Source organism: Paenarthrobacter sp. YJN-D (assembly GCF_015040335.1).
In the GTDB taxonomy this organism is placed as follows: Bacteria; Actinomycetota; Actinomycetes; order Actinomycetales; family Micrococcaceae; genus Arthrobacter; species Arthrobacter nicotinovorans.
Window position 1 is genome coordinate 259685 of sequence record NZ_CP053549.1, and the last position, 17529, is coordinate 277213.

15 protein-coding genes are annotated in these 17529 nt (G+C 63.1%); 10 read left to right on the top strand and 5 right to left on the bottom strand.

Features of this window, described 5'->3' with window-relative positions:
• Positions 1–58 precede the first annotated feature (58 nt).
• The 4 genes from HMI60_RS01245 to dnaE all read left to right on the top strand — a co-directional run bounded on the left by HMI60_RS01245 (position 59) and on the right by dnaE (position 5993).
• On the top strand, positions 59–748 hold the full coding sequence (locus HMI60_RS01245; protein ID WP_018779302.1) for a DivIVA domain-containing protein: 690 nt from the start codon (positions 59–61) through the stop codon (positions 746–748).
• Positions 749–846: 98 nt separating this feature from the next.
• Entirely contained in the window at positions 847–1446 is a 600-nt protein-coding gene (gene lspA, locus HMI60_RS01250) for a signal peptidase II (protein WP_055977774.1), read from the top strand.
• Positions 1439–2365 (top strand): RluA family pseudouridine synthase, encoded by a 927-nt coding sequence (locus HMI60_RS01255; protein ID WP_018779304.1) that lies wholly within the window; start codon positions 1439–1441, stop codon positions 2363–2365. The genes lspA and HMI60_RS01255 overlap by 8 nt, the downstream gene beginning before the upstream one ends.
• Before the next feature lie 70 nt (positions 2366–2435).
• On the top strand, positions 2436–5993 hold the full coding sequence (dnaE, locus tag HMI60_RS01260) for a DNA polymerase III subunit alpha (protein WP_193590402.1): 3558 nt from the start codon (positions 2436–2438) through the stop codon (positions 5991–5993).
• Between the two features lie 18 nt (positions 5994–6011).
• Here dnaE and HMI60_RS01265 read toward each other — a convergent pair whose 3' ends face one another.
• Positions 6012–6512, bottom strand: a complete 501-nt coding sequence (locus tag HMI60_RS01265) for a flavin reductase family protein (protein WP_018779306.1) — start codon at positions 6510–6512, stop codon at positions 6012–6014.
• Between the two features lie 108 nt (positions 6513–6620).
• Here HMI60_RS01265 and HMI60_RS01270 point away from each other — a divergent pair, with 108 nt between their 5' ends.
• From HMI60_RS01270 to nrdR, 3 genes are all read left to right on the top strand, one after another.
• A complete protein-coding gene (locus HMI60_RS01270; RefSeq protein WP_193590403.1) occupies positions 6621–7154 on the top strand; it encodes a hypothetical protein in 534 nt (177 codons plus the stop codon).
• A gap of 4 nt (positions 7155–7158) precedes the next feature.
• Positions 7159–8517, top strand: coding sequence for a histidinol dehydrogenase (gene hisD, locus HMI60_RS01275; RefSeq protein ID WP_193590404.1), 1359 nt, complete (start codon positions 7159–7161; stop codon positions 8515–8517).
• Positions 8518–8690: 173 nt separating this feature from the next.
• On the top strand, positions 8691–9194 hold the full coding sequence (gene nrdR / locus HMI60_RS01280) for a transcriptional regulator NrdR (RefSeq protein WP_193590405.1): 504 nt from the start codon (positions 8691–8693) through the stop codon (positions 9192–9194).
• Between the two features lie 60 nt (positions 9195–9254).
• On the opposite strand, the gene HMI60_RS01285 is transcribed toward nrdR, so the two are convergent.
• The 3 genes from HMI60_RS01285 to map all read right to left on the bottom strand — a co-directional run bounded on the left by HMI60_RS01285 (position 9255) and on the right by map (position 11784).
• Positions 9255–10022: an SDR family oxidoreductase gene (locus HMI60_RS01285; RefSeq protein WP_193590406.1), complete on the bottom strand. Its 768-nt coding sequence runs from the start codon at positions 10020–10022 to the stop codon at positions 9255–9257.
• Positions 10023–10029: 7 nt separating this feature from the next.
• Positions 10030–10833 (bottom strand): polyphosphate--glucose phosphotransferase, encoded by an 804-nt coding sequence (ppgK, locus tag HMI60_RS01290; RefSeq protein WP_018779311.1) that lies wholly within the window; start codon positions 10831–10833, stop codon positions 10030–10032.
• A 72-nt stretch (positions 10834–10905) separates the two neighbouring features.
• Positions 10906–11784, bottom strand: coding sequence for a type I methionyl aminopeptidase (gene map, locus HMI60_RS01295; protein ID WP_055977766.1), 879 nt, complete (start codon positions 11782–11784; stop codon positions 10906–10908).
• Positions 11785–11892: 108 nt separating this feature from the next.
• Between map and HMI60_RS01300 the strand changes: the two genes are divergently transcribed.
• Positions 11893–12057 (top strand): SPOR domain-containing protein, encoded by a 165-nt coding sequence (locus HMI60_RS01300; RefSeq protein WP_011774435.1) that lies wholly within the window; start codon positions 11893–11895, stop codon positions 12055–12057.
• Between the two features lie 11 nt (positions 12058–12068).
• Here HMI60_RS01300 and panB read toward each other — a convergent pair whose 3' ends face one another.
• Positions 12069–12974 (bottom strand): 3-methyl-2-oxobutanoate hydroxymethyltransferase, encoded by a 906-nt coding sequence (gene panB, locus HMI60_RS01305; protein ID WP_055977763.1) that lies wholly within the window; start codon positions 12972–12974, stop codon positions 12069–12071.
• 190 nt (positions 12975–13164) lie between these two features.
• Here panB and glnA point away from each other — a divergent pair, with 190 nt between their 5' ends.
• Positions 13165–14505 (top strand): type I glutamate--ammonia ligase, encoded by a 1341-nt coding sequence (glnA, locus tag HMI60_RS01310; RefSeq protein WP_018779314.1) that lies wholly within the window; start codon positions 13165–13167, stop codon positions 14503–14505.
• A gap of 9 nt (positions 14506–14514) precedes the next feature.
• On the top strand, positions 14515–17526 hold the full coding sequence (locus HMI60_RS01315) for a bifunctional [glutamine synthetase] adenylyltransferase/[glutamine synthetase]-adenylyl-L-tyrosine phosphorylase (RefSeq protein WP_193590407.1): 3012 nt from the start codon (positions 14515–14517) through the stop codon (positions 17524–17526).
• The last annotated feature ends 3 nt before the right edge of the window (positions 17527–17529 follow it).

Sequence of the window (17529 nt, forward strand, 5' to 3'; positions counted from 1 at the left end):
ACCGTAGTTTTGAACGGCCGGAAGGCCTACTGACTAACTAGACCAACGAGGTGACCAGATGGCTTTGACGCCAGAAGACGTTGTCAACAAGCGCTTTCAGCCGACCAAGTTCCGCGAAGGCTACGACCAGGACGAGGTCGATGACTTCCTGGACGAGATCGTGGTGGAACTGCGCCGCTTGAACCAGGAAAATGACGAGCTCCGCAAGAAGCTCGGCGAGGCTGGTTCGGCTGTGCCCGCTGCAACTGCTGCGGCTCCGGTCGTCGAGAAGGTTCCGGCTCCCGTCAAGGTCGACAAGGAAGCCGAGGCGAAGGCCGAGGCTGAAGCGAAGGCCGCCGAAGCTGCCAAGAAGAAGGAAGCTGAGCAGGCTGCCGCCGCTGCCAAGGCCCCGGCCGCCAGCAACAGCGTTACCCCCTCCGCTGAATCCGCTGCAGGCCTGCTCGCCATGGCGCAGCAGATGCACGACAAGCACGTCTCCGACGGTGCGCAGCAGAAGGAAAAGATCATTGCCGAGGCTCAGATCGAGGCTTCCAGCCTCGTGAACGATGCCCAGGAAAAGTCCCGCAAGATCCTTGGTGCACTCGAGCAGCAGCGTTCCGTCCTGGAGCGCAAGGTTGAGCAGCTCCGTGGCTTCGAGCGTGACTACCGTTCACGCCTGAAGGCTTACATCGAAGGCCAGCTGCGCGATCTCGATGCCCGTGGTTCCGTTGCTGCCCCCGAGGTCGGCGAAGCAACCGCAGACGTTTAGCAAGTATTCTGAAAGCCGGTGGCTGAGGACTCCTCGGCCACCGGCCTTTGCTGTTAAAGACCAATAACAGACCGCCACGCCTCCCGAATGAAAGCACTATGACCGACGACCTAACTGACGACGCCTCACAGCCGGCACCCACCGTGCAACGTAAGTGGCGTCCGGCCATGCTGTGGCTTTTTGCCGGCTTCGCTGCGTTCGCTTACGCGTTTGACCAGCTCACCAAGCTCTGGGTTACGAGCACCATGACCGAGGGGGAGCGCATTCCGGTCCTGCCTCCGTTGCTGCACTGGTACTTCATCAGGAACTCCGGGGCCGCGTTCTCCATTGGCGAGAATGTGACGTGGATTTTCACGATCATTATGGCGGCGGTATCGGTGGCCATCCTGTTCCAGCTTCGTCGCCTGGGCTCTGCATGGTGGGCGCTCTCCTTGGGCCTTCTCCTGGGAGGAGCACTGGGCAACCTGACGGACCGCTTGTTCCGGGAGCCTTCGTTCGCCATGGGTCACGTGGTCGATTTCATCCAGCTGCCGAATTTCGCCATCTTCAACATCGCTGACTCCGCGGTGGTGTCCGGCGTCGTCATCATCTGTTTGCTGACCTTGCGGGGTATTGGCATGGACGGCAAGCGCCATGTCGCCGCCGCGAAGTCTTCCAAGGACGCCAAGCCGGCCGGCGGAGGCCCCGCCGGTGAGTGACGCTGTGGTTGTACCTGACCATCTGGCCGGCGTCCGCGCGGATGCCGGACTGGCCCAGCTGCTGGACATATCCCGCTCGGCCGCGGCCCTGTTGATCGCCGAAGGGAACGTTACGAGCGCCGGTGCGCCCTTGGGGAAGTCGGCAAAGCTTGTGGCCGGTGCGGTGCTGGACGTCACGGTTCCCGACCGGCGTGACCCCCTTGAAGTGGTGGAGGAAGTTGTGGAAGGCCTGAAAATCCTGCTGGATGACGAAGACTTCGTTGTCATCGACAAGCCTGTGGGGGTTGCGGCGCATCCGTCTCCCGGGTGGGTTGGACCCACAGTGGTTGGCGGTCTCGCCGGGGCGGGGTACAGGATTTCCACGTCCGGAGCGCCGGAGCGCGCCGGCATCGTCCACAGGCTCGACGTTGGCACGTCCGGTGTCATGGTCGTAGCCAAGACCGAGCATGCGTACACGGTGCTCAAGCGGGCTTTCAAGGAGCGCACCGTGGACAAGGTTTACCACGCCGTTGTCCAAGGGCTGCCCGATCCCTTGGTCGGAACCATTGATGCACCGATCGGCCGGCACCCGGGCCACGACTGGCGCTTCGCCGTCATCGAGGACGGTCGTCCGTCCGTTACCCACTACGAGGTCCTGGAAGCCTTCGGTAAGGCGACCCTGGTGGAAGTCCATCTGGAGACCGGACGGACGCACCAGATCCGTGTCCACTTCTCGGCGCTGCGCCACCCGTGTGCCGGAGATCTCACCTATGGCGCCGATCCCCGTCTTGCGGCAACGCTGGGGCTGACCAGGCAGTGGCTGCACGCCCGCCAGCTCGGCTTCACGCACCCCCGCACCGGCGAATGGGTGGAAGTTGCCAGCGATTATCCGGCGGACCTCCAGTACGCCTTGGATCTGTTGGAAACAGGTTCGGCCTGATTCCATTGACCTGAAGTCTGGTGCCGTTGCGGTCCGTTTCCTCCCCGACCCGGGACGGTAGACTGTCGTGGTGACTTCCAGCAATGATTCGTTCGTCCACCTTCACACCCACACCGAATACTCCATGCTGGATGGAGCGGCACGGCTGGGGGAGTTGTTCGACGAAACTGAGCGCCTGGGCATGCCGGCCCTCGCAACCACAGACCACGGCTATTTGTTTGGCGCCTTCGACTTCTGGCGCAAGGCGACGGATAAAGGCATCAAGCCGATCATCGGCGTCGAAGCCTATGTGACCCCGGGAACGGCCCGCGGTGACAAAGAGCGGGTCCGTTGGGGCGATGAGAGCCAGCGCAAGGACGACGTTTCCGGCGGTGGCTCCTACACCCACATGACCCTGCTGAGCTACAACAACGTGGGCATGCGGAACCTGTTCCGGGCCTCGTCGATTGCGTCGTTGGATTCTGTTTTCGGTAAGTGGCCGCGCCTGGACCGTGAACTGCTCAACACCTATTCCGAAGGCCTCATTGCCACCACGGGCTGCCCCTCCGGAGAAGTCCAAACTAAGCTCCGCCTGGGACTCTACCGGGAGGCCGTGGAAGCCGCAGCCGAGTTCCGCGACATCTTCGGCGCGGAAAACTACTTCTGCGAGTTGATGGACCACGGTCTGGACATTGAGCGGCGCGTCACCGGCGACCTGCTCCGCCTGGCCAAGGAGCTCAACCTGCCGTTGGTGGCCACCAACGATCTCCACTACACGCACGAACACGATGCCAAGGCGCACGAAGCCCTGTTGGCCATCCAGTCCGGTTCCACTCTGCTTGAGCCAACCTACGACAACGGCGGGTCCCGCTTTGCCTTCTCCGGCAGTGGCTACTACCTGAAATCACCGCAGGAAATGCGGGAGCTGTTCCGTGACCATCCGGAAGCCTGCGACAACACGCTCCTGATCGCCGAGCGCTGCGAAGTTTCCTTCAATACCGGCGCCAACTACATGCCCCGCTTCCCCTGCCCGCCAGGCGAAGACGAGACCTCGTGGCTGGTGAAGGAAGTCGACGCCGGCCTGAAGTACCGCTACCCCCAGGGCATCCCGGACAAGGTCCGCAAACAAGCCGATTACGAGCTTGGCGTCATCACCTCAATGGGTTTCCCCGGGTACTTCCTCGTGGTGGCCGACTTCATCAACTGGGCCAAGAACAACGGCATCCGGGTGGGTCCCGGACGTGGTTCCGGTGCCGGTTCCATGGTTGCCTACGCCATGCGCATCACCGACCTCGACCCCCTCCAGCACGGTCTGATCTTCGAACGCTTCCTCAACCCGGACCGCGTTTCCATGCCTGACTTCGACGTCGACTTCGATGATCGTCGCCGTTCGGAAGTGATCGACTACGTCACCAAGAAGTACGGCGACGAGCGCGTGGCGATGATCGTGACGTACGGAACCATCAAGACCAAGCAGGCGCTCAAGGACTCCTCCCGCGTGCTGGGCTATCCGTTCAGCATGGGCGAGCAGCTGACCAAGGCCCTGCCGCCGGCCGTCATGGCCAAGGACATTCCCCTCGCGGACATCCAGAATCCGGAGTCCAAGCGCTACAGCGAGGCCGGGGACTTCCGGCAGCTCATTGCCACCGACCCGGAGGCAGCCAAGGTCTTCGAGACGGCGCTGGGCATTGAGGGCCTGAAGCGCCAATGGGGTGTACACGCCGCCGGCGTCATCATGTCCTCGGACCCCATCATCGACGTTATTCCGATCATGCGGCGGTTCCAGGACGGCCAGGTCATCACGCAGTTCGACTACCCCACCTCTGAAGGCCTCGGCCTGATCAAGATGGACTTCCTGGGCCTCCGAAACCTCACGATCATTTCGGACGCCCTGGAAAACATCAAGATGAACCGCGGCGTGGACCTGGATCTCGAAAACCTCGCGCTGGACGACGCCGCGTCGTATGAGCTTCTGGCCCGCGGCGACACCCTGGGCGTGTTCCAGCTCGACGGCGGACCCATGCGGTCGCTGCTCAAGCTCATGAAGCCTGACAACTTCGAAGACATCTCCGCCGTCCTGGCCCTGTACCGGCCGGGTCCCATGGGCGCCAACGCCCACACGGACTATGCCTTGCGCAAGAACGGCATCCAGGAAGTCATTCCCATCCATCCGGAGCTGGAAGAGCCGCTCAAGGAGATCCTTGGTGGCACCTTCGGCCTGATCGTCTACCAAGAGCAAGTCATGGCCGTCGCCCAGAAACTGGCCGGTTACTCGCTTGGCCAGGCAGATATCCTTCGCCGCGCGATGGGTAAGAAGAAGAAATCCGAACTGGACAAGCAGTTCGCCGGGTTCTCCCAAGGCATGCAGGACAACGGCTACTCCATGGCCGCGGTCAAAACGCTCTGGGACATCCTGCTTCCGTTCTCCGACTACGCCTTCAACAAGGCGCACTCGGCCGCGTACGGGGTTATTTCGTACTGGACTGCCTACTTGAAGGCGCACTATGCACCGGAGTACATGGCCGCACTGCTGACCTCGGTGGGTGATGACAAGGACAAGTCCGCGATCTACCTCAATGAGTGCCGGCGCATGGGCATCACGGTGCTTCCGCCGGACGTCAACGAATCGTCGCTGAACTTCACCCCGGTGGGCCAGGACATCCGTTTCGGCATGGGAGCCATCCGCAACGTTGGTGTCAACGTGGTGGACGCGATGGTGTCCACCCGGGCAACGGAGGGAAACTACACGTCCTTCAAGGACTTCCTCCTCAAGGTCCCGGCGGTGGTGTGCAACAAGCGCACCATTGAATCGCTGATCAAGGCGGGCGCCTTCGATTCCCTCGGCCACCATCGCAGGGCGCTGGCGATGATCCACGAAGAAGCCATTGATTCGGTGATCACGCTCAAGCGAAACGAGGCCATTGGCCAGTTCGACCTCTTCGCCGGGTTCGAAGACCAGGAACCGGAAGCTTCGCTGACCACGGAAATTCCCGATCTCCCTGAATGGGAAAAGAAGGACAAACTCTCCTTCGAGCGCGACATGTTGGGACTGTACGTTTCAGACCACCCCCTGCAGGGGCTGGAGGGTGTCCTGAGCCAGCACGCCGAGCAGTCCATTGCGTCGATCATCGCCGAGGACGGACCACACGACGGCGCCATTGTCACCATTGCAGGCATGATCACCTCCCTGAGCCGCAGGATCGCCAAGGCCAGCGGCAATGCCTATGCCAGGGCGGAGATCGAGGACCTCGGTGCATCAATGGAGGTCATGTTCTTCGGCCAGGTCTACGGCCCCATTGCTTCTGTGCTGGCCGAAGACCTGATCGTTGTGGTCAAGGGGCGCCTGCAGCGCCGGGATGACGGCGCCGTGACATTGAACTGCATGGAACTGTCGGTGCCGGACCTGAGCGAAAGCGTCAACGGTCCAGTCGTGATCACCATTCCCACGTTCAAGGCCACGGAGGCAGTGGTAACGGATCTGCGGGACGTCCTTCGCACCCACCGCGGGAACTCGGAGGTCCGGTTGAAGCTGATGGGTGATACCAAGGTGGAGGTCATGGGATTGCCAGTGCATCTTCGGGTGAATCCCAGTCCGTCGCTCTTTGGAGACCTCAAGGTCCTGCTCGGTCCGGCCTGTCTGGACAACTGACAGCCGGGCCCGCGGTAGTCAGATCTCGTAGTCGAGCGGCGCAGGCTTGCTGTAAGCGCCGCCGTGGTACAGCAGCGGGGTCCCTTCCCCGCCCACTTGGCCGTCGACGACCTCGACCACAACCACTGCGTTGTTCTCAAAAGACAAGCGCATCTGGATCTTGCCGACCAGCCAGCCGCTGACGTCCTTGAGGATGGGAACGTCGTGGGGGCCGGGTTCCCAGTGGTCGCCGTCGAACCTGTCGCGGGTCCGTGCGAACCTGTCGGCCAACGCCTGGTTCTCCAGCCCCAGCATATGGACACCGATATATTCCGCGTTCGCGACGGCGGGCCAGGAACTGGAGCTCCTGGCCATGTTGAAGGTGAAACGGGGCGGCTCGGCGGACAGCGATGCCACGGATGTTGCGGTGAAACCAAAGGGTTTGCCGTTGAGGTTGGCCGTAATGATGGCGACTCCGGCGGCGTGCCTGCGGAACATCTCCCTGAAAGTCTGTTCGAAGCCGGATGGTTCGCTTGCCACGGTGGTGTTCTCCTGGGGTGGGCCTATGCTCTCCTCCCAGAGTATTCCTCCCACGCAGCGGTTCCCCTATTTTGCGGAGCCAGCGTGAACCTTTGTTAATGTGAGTGCATGACCGAGCCCAGTGTGAACCTCCAAGCTGCTTCCGAACCGGCTCCGGCCACCGCTTCCCGCCCGGCGCGGGACTTCCTTTGGCTGGTTGTCCTGGCCGCTTCCGGAATTGTTGTGGGGCTGCTCTGGTGGTTGCTGGCTCCGGGCGGCCTCAACCTCGTCTCCGGCAATCCCGAGCTGTCGAATCCTGACAACCCTGAGTCGTGGCTCCCGCGTGACCTGATCCTGGCGGCCTTGATGCTGGTATCGGGATGCGCTGCCGGGCTCATGCTCGATGGCAAGCTCGAGGGTGCCAGCGCCTCCCGGCGTTTGGTGTTGGCGCTTCTCGGGGGTGCGGCGGGTGCACTCCTCGCATGGCTGACCGGCTTGCTGGCCGCCCAGCTATGGGGTCCTCCAGCCAACCCGGCCCTCGGCCCTGGTTATGGGTTCACGCTCCGGTCCTATGCTGTCCTCCTGCTATGGACCGGTGCGACGGCGTTTGTCACCTTCGTCCTGTCTTTATTCGGGGTTCTCTCCAAGAAGCCCGTAAAATAGCGGGGTGACCACTTCCTCCGATACTTCCGCCCCAGCCGCCCTTAACTTCCGGAGCATTGACTTCCGGGGTCGTCGCCTCACCCTGGCGGAACTCCGCGGAGCTGTTCCCAGGGCGCGCCATCAGACCATGGCGGATGCGGAACAGAAGGTCCAGGACATCATTGCCGCCGTTCGCAGCCGCGGGTTCAGTGCCTTGGCCGAGCTGGCACGCACGTTCGACGGCGTTGAGCAGTCGCATCCAAGGGTTTCCGCGGAGGCCCTGACCCAGGCTCTCGCCGGGCTTGATCCCAACGTCCGGGCCGCCCTTGAAGAGTCAATCAGCAGGGCTCGGCAGTTTGCCGACCGGCAGCGACCCCGCAACGTGGACGTTTCGCTGGGGGACGGTGCAGTCGTCAGCCAGAACTGGATTCCGGTGGGCCGGGTGGGGCTGTACGTTCCCGGGGGACTCGCTCCGTTGGCGTCCTCCGTCATCATGAACGTCGTTCCTGCGGTGGCCGCCGGCGTCGAATCCATCGCCCTGGCCTCACCGCCGCAGAAGGACTTTGGCGGACTTCCGCACCCCACTATTCTCGCGGCCGCCAAGCTTCTGGGCATTGATGAGGTCTACGCCATCGGCGGTGCGCAGGCCATTGTGTCCTTCGCCTACGGGATTCCGGGCTCGGGGGACGAACTGCCCATCGAACCTGTGGACGTCGTGACAGGCCCGGGCAACATCTTCGTGGCCACGGCCAAGCGGCTGGTCAAGGGCGTGGTGGGTATTGACTCGGAGGCGGGCACTACGGAGATCGCCATCCTCGCTGACTCCACTGCCCAAGCCCCGCTTGTGGCGGCCGACCTCATCAGCCAGGCAGAGCACGATCCCAAAGCAGCCTCAGTCCTGGTGACGGATTCGACCGAACTCGCTGACGCCGTCGTGCGTGAGCTGGCGCGTCAGGCGGCGGCAACCAAGCACAGCGCCCGTGTTCTTGAGGCCCTCTCCGGCCCGCAGTCCGGCGTGGTCCTCGTGGATGACCTTGAGCAGGGGATTGCAGTCTGCAACGCCTACGCTGCGGAGCACCTGGAAATCATGACGGCGGATGCCGCAGCGGTAGCCGGACGCATCCACAACGCCGGGGCCATCTTCGTGGGGGATTACAGCCCTGTCAGCCTCGGCGACTACTGCGCCGGATCCAACCACGTCCTGCCCACCAGCGGCACGGCGGCGTTCTCCTCCGGACTGAACGTGACCACCTTCCTGCGGGCCGTCCAGGTCATCAACTACGACCGCGGTGCCCTGGAGGAGGTCAGCAGCCACATCGTGAGCCTGTCCGGTGCCGAGGACCTGCCGGGTCACGGAGATGCGGTGCGGATCCGCTTCGAATAGCAGGTCAACCACTACATATAAGGGTCACCACCACTACATGTAGTAATTACAAGCTTGTCATTACGGTGTGTACCTACGTAAACTGGTGCCGGAAGTGAATCTTCCGGCACCTTTTGCGCATCCGGCGGCTTGCCGGGTGGTGCCCGTGCCGGAGTTGTCAGGGGAGGCCCAGCGTGTATTGTCCGTTCTGCCGGAATCCCGATTCCCGTGTTGTCGACAGCCGCATGGCGGACGACGGCTCTTCCATTCGCCGCCGTCGGCAATGCCCGGAATGCGGCCGCCGGTTTACCACGGTGGAGACAACCAGCCTCTCCGTCATCAAACGCTCCGGCGTGGGTGAACCATTCAGCCGCATCAAGGTCATCAGCGGCGTCCGCAAGGCCTGCCAGGGGCGGCCGGTGACCGAGGACGACCTCGCCATGCTTGCCCAGGAAGTTGAAGAAAACATCCGCTCATCCGGCGCGGCGGAGATTGATGCCCACGAGGTCGGGCTCGCCATCCTTGGACCGCTCCGCAAATTGGACGAGGTTGCCTACCTCCGCTTCGCCAGTGTGTACCAGGCCTTCGAATCATTGGAAGACTTCGAATCCGCTATTTCGCTGCTCCGACACGAGCATGAAGCTCACGCAAAAACGGGCAGCAAGCAACCCAAAGGCTCCGAGGCGAGCCAACTCTAGCTCCGGTGGCGGCAGCGGAGGGGAAGCCGCAGCCGCCACCGGCACCAAGGCATGGCCGTATCAGCGGCCGCCGGAGACCGGCAGCACTGCACCCGTGATGTACCCGGCGTCATCGGACATCAGCCACGTCACAGCTGCCGCGATTTCCTCGGGTTCGGCTCCGCGGCCCATGGGAATGGTGGGATTGAGCCTCTCCACACGATCCGGCATTCCGGCTGCGGCATGCAACCCGGTGTTCGTGCTTCCGGGCGCTACGGCGTTAACCCGGATTCCCTGTTTGGCGACCTCGGCAGCCAGGCCCACGGTCAGAACGTCCACTGCGCCTTTGGTTGCGGCGTAGTGGACCCAGGTTCCGGGAGAACCGGCTTTGGTGGCCGTCGACGAAATATTGATGATGGAACCGCCGGGTCCGCCGGAATCCAACGAGAGCCTCCGGACAGCTTCCTGGCACATATAGATCAGGCCGGCGATGTTAACGTCGCATACCCGCTGAACAGTCCCCGAGGGTACGTCCACCAGCGGCCCGATCAGATCGCCCGTGATGGCTGCGTTGTTGATAACGGCAGTCACGGGTCCGCGGCGCGCAGCTTCGTCAAACAAACGCTCGACGTCGGCGGGTTGGCTGACGTCTGCCCGGACGGCGTGTGCCTCGCCGCCGCGGGCGCGGATGCTGTTAACCACGGCATCCGCGCCCGCGGCGTCAGACGAGTAATTGACGACGACACCGTATCCCGCCAAGGCCGCTGCTTGGGCGACGGCAGCGCCAATCCCGCGGCTTGCGCCGGTGACGATCGCGATGCCTGAGCCGCTTTCTGTAGCCTCGGCCATGTCCGGGTTACTTGGCGAGTTTGTGGTGCAGGGCAACTTCGAGGGCTGCGCCCACGATGCCGGCGTCGTTCTTCAACTTTGCAGTCACGATCCTGGTACGGAGGTCCAGGTGCGGGAAGTACTCGTCCGAGCGCTTGGAGATGCCACCGCCCACGATGAAGAGCTCAGGGGAGAACAGGAATTCCACGTGCTGGAGGTAGCGGTTGAGCAACACGCCGTACTCGTCCCAGCTGAGGCCATCCCGTTCGCGGGCCACGGCGGATGCTTTGGTTTCGGCGTCATGTCCGTCCACCTCAAGGTGGCCGAGCTCGGCGTTGGGGACCAGCTGGCCGTTGAAGATGAATGCTGACCCGATGCCCGTTCCCAGGGTGATCACCAGGACGGTACCGTCGACACCTTCACCGGCTCCGTAACGTGCTTCCGCGAGGCCCGCTGCATCGGCGTCGTTGATGACCTCAACCGGACGGCCGAGGCGCTCGGTGAACTTCTTGTCTATGTCGGTTTCGAGCCAGGACTTGTCCACATTTGCTGCGGAGTGGACAACGCCGTGCTGGATGATGCCGGGAAAAGTGACGCCCACCGGGGAGTCCGCTGCCGGGGCCTCGGGACGCTTGGACAGCTCCGCGACAATCTCGGCTACGACATCGGCCACCGCTTCCGGTGTAGCAGGCTGCGGTGTGGGGACCCGGAAGCGGTCGCCGATCAGCTTCCCCTTCTTGAGGTCGACGATGCCGCCTTTGATGCCGGTACCGCCGATGTCGATACCGATCAGCGGCGCGTTCTTGTGGGTTTTCTCATCCTTCTTGGACAATGCATTTCCGATCATGGCAGGAGGGGATGGGCAAGGCACAGCCGGCCGGGCTGCTTGGACCTTCCGGTGAGCTCAGGGAAGGGTAAGGATTTCCGCGCCGGTCTCAGTGACCAGCAGCGTGTGTTCGAACTGGGCCGTTCGTTTGTGGTCGCGGGTGACGACTGTCCAGTCATCTGCCCACATATCCCATTCGATGGTGCCGAGGGTAAGCATGGGCTCGATGGTGAACACCATGCCCGCCTCGATCACGGTGTTGTATGCCGGGGCTGCGTCGTAATGCGGAATGATGAGGCCCGTGTGGAAGGCCTCACCCACGCCGTGGCCTGTGAAGTCCCGGACCACACCATAACCGAAGCGCTTGGCGTAGGACTGGATGGCACGGCCGATTACGTTGATTTCGCGGCCCGGGGCCACGGCCTTGATGGCCCGGTTGAGCGACTCCTGCGTACGCTCAACCAGCAGACGGGACTCTTCATCCACGTCGCCAACCAGGAAAGTGTAGTTGGTATCCCCATGCACACCGTCAATAAAGGCGGTGATGTCGATGTTAAGAATGTCGCCGTCCTGGACCACGGTGGAGTCCGGGATGCCGTGGCAAATCACCTCGTTGAGGGAGGAGCAGAGGGACTTGGGGAACCCCCGGTAGCCCAGGGTGGACGGGTAGGCGTTGTGATCCAGGAGGAACTCGTGGCCGATCTTGTCCAGCTGGTCGGTAGTGACACCCGGCTGGATGTGCTTTCCTACTTCTACTATCGCCTGGGCGGCAATCCTGCCTGCTACGCGGATCTTCTCAATCGTCTCCGGCGACTTCACTTCGGAGCCCGTGAACTTCGCAGGCGCCTTCTTGCCGACGTACTCCGGCCGGGGAATCGATGCGGGGACGGGGCGTTCAGGGCTGATGGTTCCCGGGGTGAGGGCGCCAATGGGTGCAGTCGAAGCAAGAGAAGGCATAGATTGATCATATAAGGCACGCAAGAGACGTAAGTAACAATGCACGGCAAGGCTCCTGTGGCCGCGCCAACGTTACGCGTTCAACGGCCCCGGCGATGAGGAGGAGACGTGACGGAGTACTGGTACAACGTCAAGACGCACGAGATCGAAGAGGACGCCATGTCCGATTGGACCCAGCTGATTGGCCCCTACAAAACCAGGGAAGAAGCCGAGCACGCATTGGAGAAGGTCAAAGCCCGCAATGACGCCTGGGATGCCCAGGACGACGATTAGCCAAGGCCTGCCTAGAAGGAGTGTTCCGGTCCGGGGAACTGCCCGGACCGGACGTCCTCGCCGAATGCGGCAGCTGCGTCGGTCAGGGTTGTGCGCAGGTCTGCGTACTGCTTGACGAACTTGGCCATCTTGCCGCCCCGGAGTCCCGCCATGTCCTGCCAGACGAGGACCTGGCCCGTGGTGCTCTTGCCTGCTCCGATGCCCACCGTTGGTACGCGCAACGCAGCGTCCACAATGGCGGCCGTTTCCGCGGGGACCATTTCCATCAGGACGCTGAACGCTCCGGCATCCTGGAGGGCCACAGCGTCGTCCACGAGCCGCTGCGCGTCATCCCCACGCCCCTGGACGCGGTAACCGCCGAGGGAGTGTTCGCTTTGCGGTGTGAAGCCGATATGCGCCATGACGGGGATGCCTGCCTGGACCATCGCTTTGACAGTGTCCGCGTAGTACGCGGTTCCCTCGATCTTGACCGCGTGTGCAAGGCCTTCCTTCAGGAAGCGCACGCCGGTAGCCACGGCCTGGCCGGGAGAGACCTCATAACTGCCGAAAGGCAGGTCGGCAATGACCAATGCCCGCTTGGCTGCGCGGCTCACTGCCCGGGTCAGGGGAAGAAGCTCATCCACGGTGACGGGAAGGCTGGTTTCGTTGCCGAAGACGTTGTTGGACGCCGAATCGCCGACAAGCAGCACTTCGATTCCCGCTTGGTCGAAGATCTCCGCCGCGTACTGCTCATACGCGGTCAGCATGGCGAAGTGTTCGCCGTTGTCCTTGGCCTGCTGGAGGTGGTGGATCCGTATCCGGCCGGCCGGCTTCCTGCCGGTCGCTGATGGCGCCTGCGCACCGGTTCCGGGACCGCTTCCGTAAGGGGCGGAAACTTCGGCGGGCGTGGTGGACTCAGGAAGGTTGCTCGGGGCCATGGATAGAGCCTAAGCGGTGCCGACGGCGGCTGCCAGCAGTGTGCCCAGCGTCACCTTTTGTAAACGGTGTGTTACACGCAGCTACTGCTGCGGCTTTAGGGGGGAACTCTTAGTAGAGTGAAGGCTGAGCTGCCGTGGCTTCTGTCCCTTGAAACCAGCGGCATGGACAACGAATCGGAAAAGAGGCCCTATGGACCGCCAGCAAGAGTTCGTTCTGCGGACAATCGAAGAGCGTGACGTGCGCTTCGTACGCTTGTGGTTCACCGACGTCGTGGGTTCCCTTAAATCGGTGGCGCTTGCGCCCGCCGAAGTCGAGGGTGCCTTTGAAGAAGGCCTTGGCTTTGATGGCTCAGCGATCGAAGGCCTGGCGCGTGTGTTCGAATCCGACATGCTCGCGCAGCCGGATCCCTCCACCTTCCAGATCCTGCCCTGGCGTGGTGAGACCGAACAAACCTCACGGATGTTCTGCGACATCCTGACTCCGGACGGCGAACCGTCGGCCGCGGACCCCCGCAACGTCCTCAAGCGGACCTTGGCCAAGGCCGCGGACATGGGCTTCACCTGTTACACCCACCCTGAGATCGAGTTCTACCTGCTCAAGTCCAAGGACCTGGGCCCGGATGGCTCGCCGGTACCTGTGGACGAGGGCGGCTACTTCGACCACGTTCCCGGTGGTGTGGCACAGGACTTCCGCCGTACTGCGGTCACCATGCTCGAATCCGTGGGCATCTCCGTGGAGTTCAGCCACCACGAGGGCGGCCCGGGGCAGAACGAGATCGACCTTCGTTACGCCGATGCGCTTCAGACCGCGGACAACATCATGACGTTCCGTACCGTCATCAAGGAAGTTGCGCTCCAGCAGGGTACCTACGCCACGTTCATGCCCAAGCCGTTCACCGACCACCCCGGTTCCGGCATGCACACGCACTTTTCGCTGTTCGAGGGCGACACCAACGCTTTCTTCGAAGCCGGTGCGGAGTTCCAGCTCTCCAAGACCGCACGCCAGTTCATTGCCGGCATCCTCAAGCACGCTCCGGAATTCACGGCTGTCACCAACCAGTTCGTGAACTCCTACAAGCGGCTTTGGGGCGGCGGCGAGGCCCCGAGCTACCTGAGCTGGGGACACAACAACCGGTCTGCGCTGGTCCGCGTTCCGCTCTATAAGCCCGGCAAGGGACAGTCTGCGCGGATCGAATACCGTGGCATCGACTCCGCCACCAACCCTTACCTGGCCTACGCCGTGTTGCTCGGGGCGGGCCTGAAGGGCATCGAGGAGGGCTATGAGCTTCCCGCTGCCGCTGAGGACGACGTATGGTCACTGACCACCGCGGAGCGCAAGGCGATGGGGCACGCGCCTCTTCCGGCCAGCCTCCACGACGCCATCCGGGCCATGGAGGAATCCGAACTGGTGGCCGAAATCCTCGGCGAGCAGGTTTTTGAGCACTTCCTCCGCAACAAGCGGGCAGAGTGGCAGGATTACAGGCTCCAGGTCACCCCCTATGAGCTGCAGCGCAACCTCGGCATTCTTTAGGCAGGGCCAGTGAGCCTTGCACGACGGCTCATCTCAGCCGGATTCAGCGACCTTGAGAAGGGGGAGCGCTTCCTTGCTGCCCCCGAGCTTGAGGGTATTGACGAGGACGCACTGTTTGCCGGCCTTTCCATGGCGGCCAGTCCCGATACAGCCCTGCAGTCACTGGTCCGGCTCATTGAGAAGAATCCTGGCCTGAAGAAGCTGGCCGCGGCGGATCCGGACACCTGCGAGCCCCTGTACCGTTTGCTGGGGGCCTCGGAGGCGCTGGGGGAGTTCCTGATGCGCCGGCCTGAGCACCTGGATGTCTTTGATGCTCCTGTCAGTCCGGAGCCCCTGCAGGCTTCCAGCGACGAGCTCCGCGCCACACTGCTTCGTTCCGTCAAGGCTGAGCCCGGCGCCCACAGGCCCGTGGCAGGCATCACCGGGCAGCCCGCCTATGCCGCATTGCGGACGGCGTACCGCCGGGGCCTGACTGAGCTCGCCATCAAAGACCTGTGTGCAGCTTCGCCCCAGGACTTCATGCCTGCAGCCGGAGCTGAACTGGCCGACCTCGCCGGTGCCGCGATCGAAGCCGCCCTTGCCGTATCCCGGGCTGAAGCGGCAGGCCATTACGACGCTGACGACATCGCCGACGTCGGACTGGCCGTCATCGGAATGGGCAAATGCGGAGCCCGCGAGCTGAACTACATTTCGGACGTCGATGTCATCTATGTCATCGAGTCCGAAGAGCTGGAGGATGCCCGGGCGTCCACCATCGGGACCGCCCTGGCCTCGGGTATTTCCCGGGCAATTTCCTCCTTTGCTCCCGAACCGGGCCTCTGGGAAGTGGATGCGAATCTCCGCCCGGAAGGAAAATCTGGCCCTCTTGTACGCACCCTTCCTTCCCACCTGAGCTACTACGCACGGTGGGCCGAAAGCTGGGAGTTCCAGGCGCTGCTCAAGGCGCGGACCATCGCCGGCGACCGGGAACTTGGCCAGCGCTATGAAAAGGCCGTGGAGCCGTTGGTCTGGTCTTCTGCCGGCCGTGAGGGCTTTGTGGAGTCCGTGCAGGCGATGCGCCGCAGGGTGACCGACTACATCCCCGCATCCGAGGAGCGGCGGCAGATCAAGCTGGGACGTGGCGGACTGCGGGATGTCGAGTTCACCGTCCAGTTGCTGCAGTTGGTACACGGCAAGTCCGATGAATCCCTCCGCTGCAAAGACACGACGTCGGCCATCGCCGCACTTTCGGCGGGTGGCTACATCGGGCGTGCCGATGCCGCTGCCTTCGACAGCGCTTACCGGTACCTCCGCTTGCTGGAGCATCGGATCCAGCTGTTCCAGCTGCGGCGCACCCACCTGATGCCAGTGGCTGAGGATGCCCAGCGGTTCCTGGCCAAAGCTGTCCTGGGTCCGTTTTCCCTTGAGCGCCCCCATCCGGACCAGCTCATGGCTGCATGGCAAAAGACCAAGAAGTCCGTGCGGGAACTCCATGAACGGATCTTCTACCGTCCGCTGCTCAACACTGCTGCGAAGTTGAGCAGCGAAGACGCAAAGCTCAGTCCTGAGGCAGCCCAGGGCCGGCTGGCGGCTCTCGGCTACCTGGATCCCCAGGGAGCTCTGCGACACATTGAAGCTTTGACGGCGGGCGTCAGCCGCCGTGCTGCTTTGCAACGGCAGTTGCTGCCGATCCTTCTGGGTTGGCTTGCTGAGGGCGTCGACCCCGATGCCGGCCTGCTTGCGTTCCGCCGGGTCAGCGAAGCCCTTGGCACCACGCACTGGTACCTGGGCCTGCTCCGTGATTCGCAGGCTGCCGCCGAACGCCTATGCCAGGTCCTGGCCAATTCCCGTTTGATTTCGGACCTCCTGGAAGTATCACCGGAGTCCGTGGCGTGGCTTGGCAGCGACAAGGAATTGGCCCCCGTTCGTTTCGAAGCCCAATGGCAGGAAATCCAATCCAAGCTGTCCCGGCATCCTGACCCTGAGAGTGCCATGAGGCTTATCCGGTTGATCCGGCGACGCGAGATCCTCAGGACAGCCATTGCGGACAGCGCCGGACTCCTTGACCAGGACGCCGTCGGTTTGGCTTTGGCCGAGACTGACCGCGCTGCCGTACTGGGAGCCCTGCATGTGGCCGAGGCCGTAGTGGCTGGCTCAGGCCCGTTGAAAACCGATGTACTTGTGGTTGCCATGGGTAGGCAGGGCGGCCGCGAGATCGGCTACGGCTCGGACGCGGATGTGATGTATGTGCACCGTGCCCGCCCTGGCTTCAGCGATGCCGAGGCGCAGGAACAGGCGACGGCGATCGTCGCCAAGGTCTCCGGCTTCCTCACACAGCCGCTCAAGCCGGCAATCATGGCCGAGCGGGTGCTGATGGTGGACGCCGACCTCCGGCCGGAAGGCAAGAACGGTGCGATGGTGCGGTCCTTGGACTCCTATGCTGAGTATTACCGCCGGTGGTCTTTGATCTGGGAAGCCCAGGCGCTGCTGCGTGCCCGTCCCATGGCTGGTTCCGATGAGTTGGCGGCAGACTTCGTTAAGCTGATCGATCCCATCCGGTATCCGCAGAAACTGCAGGAGCAGGATGTTCGGGAGATCCGGCGGATCAAGGCGCGGGTAGAGTCTGAACGGCTGCCCCGGGGCGCAGATCCCGCCAGGCACGTCAAGCTTGGCCGTGGTGGTCTGAGCGACGTCGAGTGGCTGGTGCAGCTGCTTCAGTTGCAGCATGCCGGGAAGCATCCCGCTTTGCGGACCAGCTCCACCCTTGAGGCCCTGGCTGCCGCTGGGGAGTTGGGGTTCATCGGCAGGGACGACGCGTCACTGCTGCGGGATGCTTGGCGTCTGGCCAGCCGCATCCGGTCGGCCAATGTGATCGTGACCGGGCGTGCCTCCGATGTCCTGCCTTCCTCGCGCAAGGACCTTGAAGCTGTTGCGCGTTGGTGCGGCTACCCGCCCGGGAACGCCGGCCATTTTGAGGAGGACTACCTCCGGCTGAGTCGTCGGGCCAGGGCGGTTTTCGAGAAGATGTTCTACGCCACCTAAGGC

Coding starts and splice junctions, on each gene's coding strand:
- HMI60_RS01245 (WP_018779302.1), top strand. CDS start 59: ATGGCTTTGACGCCAGAAGACGTTGTCAACAAGCGCTTTCAGCCGACC.
- lspA (WP_055977774.1), top strand. CDS start 847: ATGACCGACGACCTAACTGACGACGCCTCACAGCCGGCACCCACCGTG.
- HMI60_RS01270 (WP_193590403.1), top strand. CDS start 6,621: ATGACCGAGCCCAGTGTGAACCTCCAAGCTGCTTCCGAACCGGCTCCG.
- HMI60_RS01285 (WP_193590406.1), bottom strand. CDS start 10,022: ATGGCCGAGGCTACAGAAAGCGGCTCAGGCATCGCGATCGTCACCGGC.
- map (WP_055977766.1), bottom strand. CDS start 11,784: ATGCCTTCTCTTGCTTCGACTGCACCCATTGGCGCCCTCACCCCGGGA.
- panB (WP_055977763.1), bottom strand. CDS start 12,974: ATGGCCCCGAGCAACCTTCCTGAGTCCACCACGCCCGCCGAAGTTTCC.
- glnA (WP_018779314.1), top strand. CDS start 13,165: ATGGACCGCCAGCAAGAGTTCGTTCTGCGGACAATCGAAGAGCGTGAC.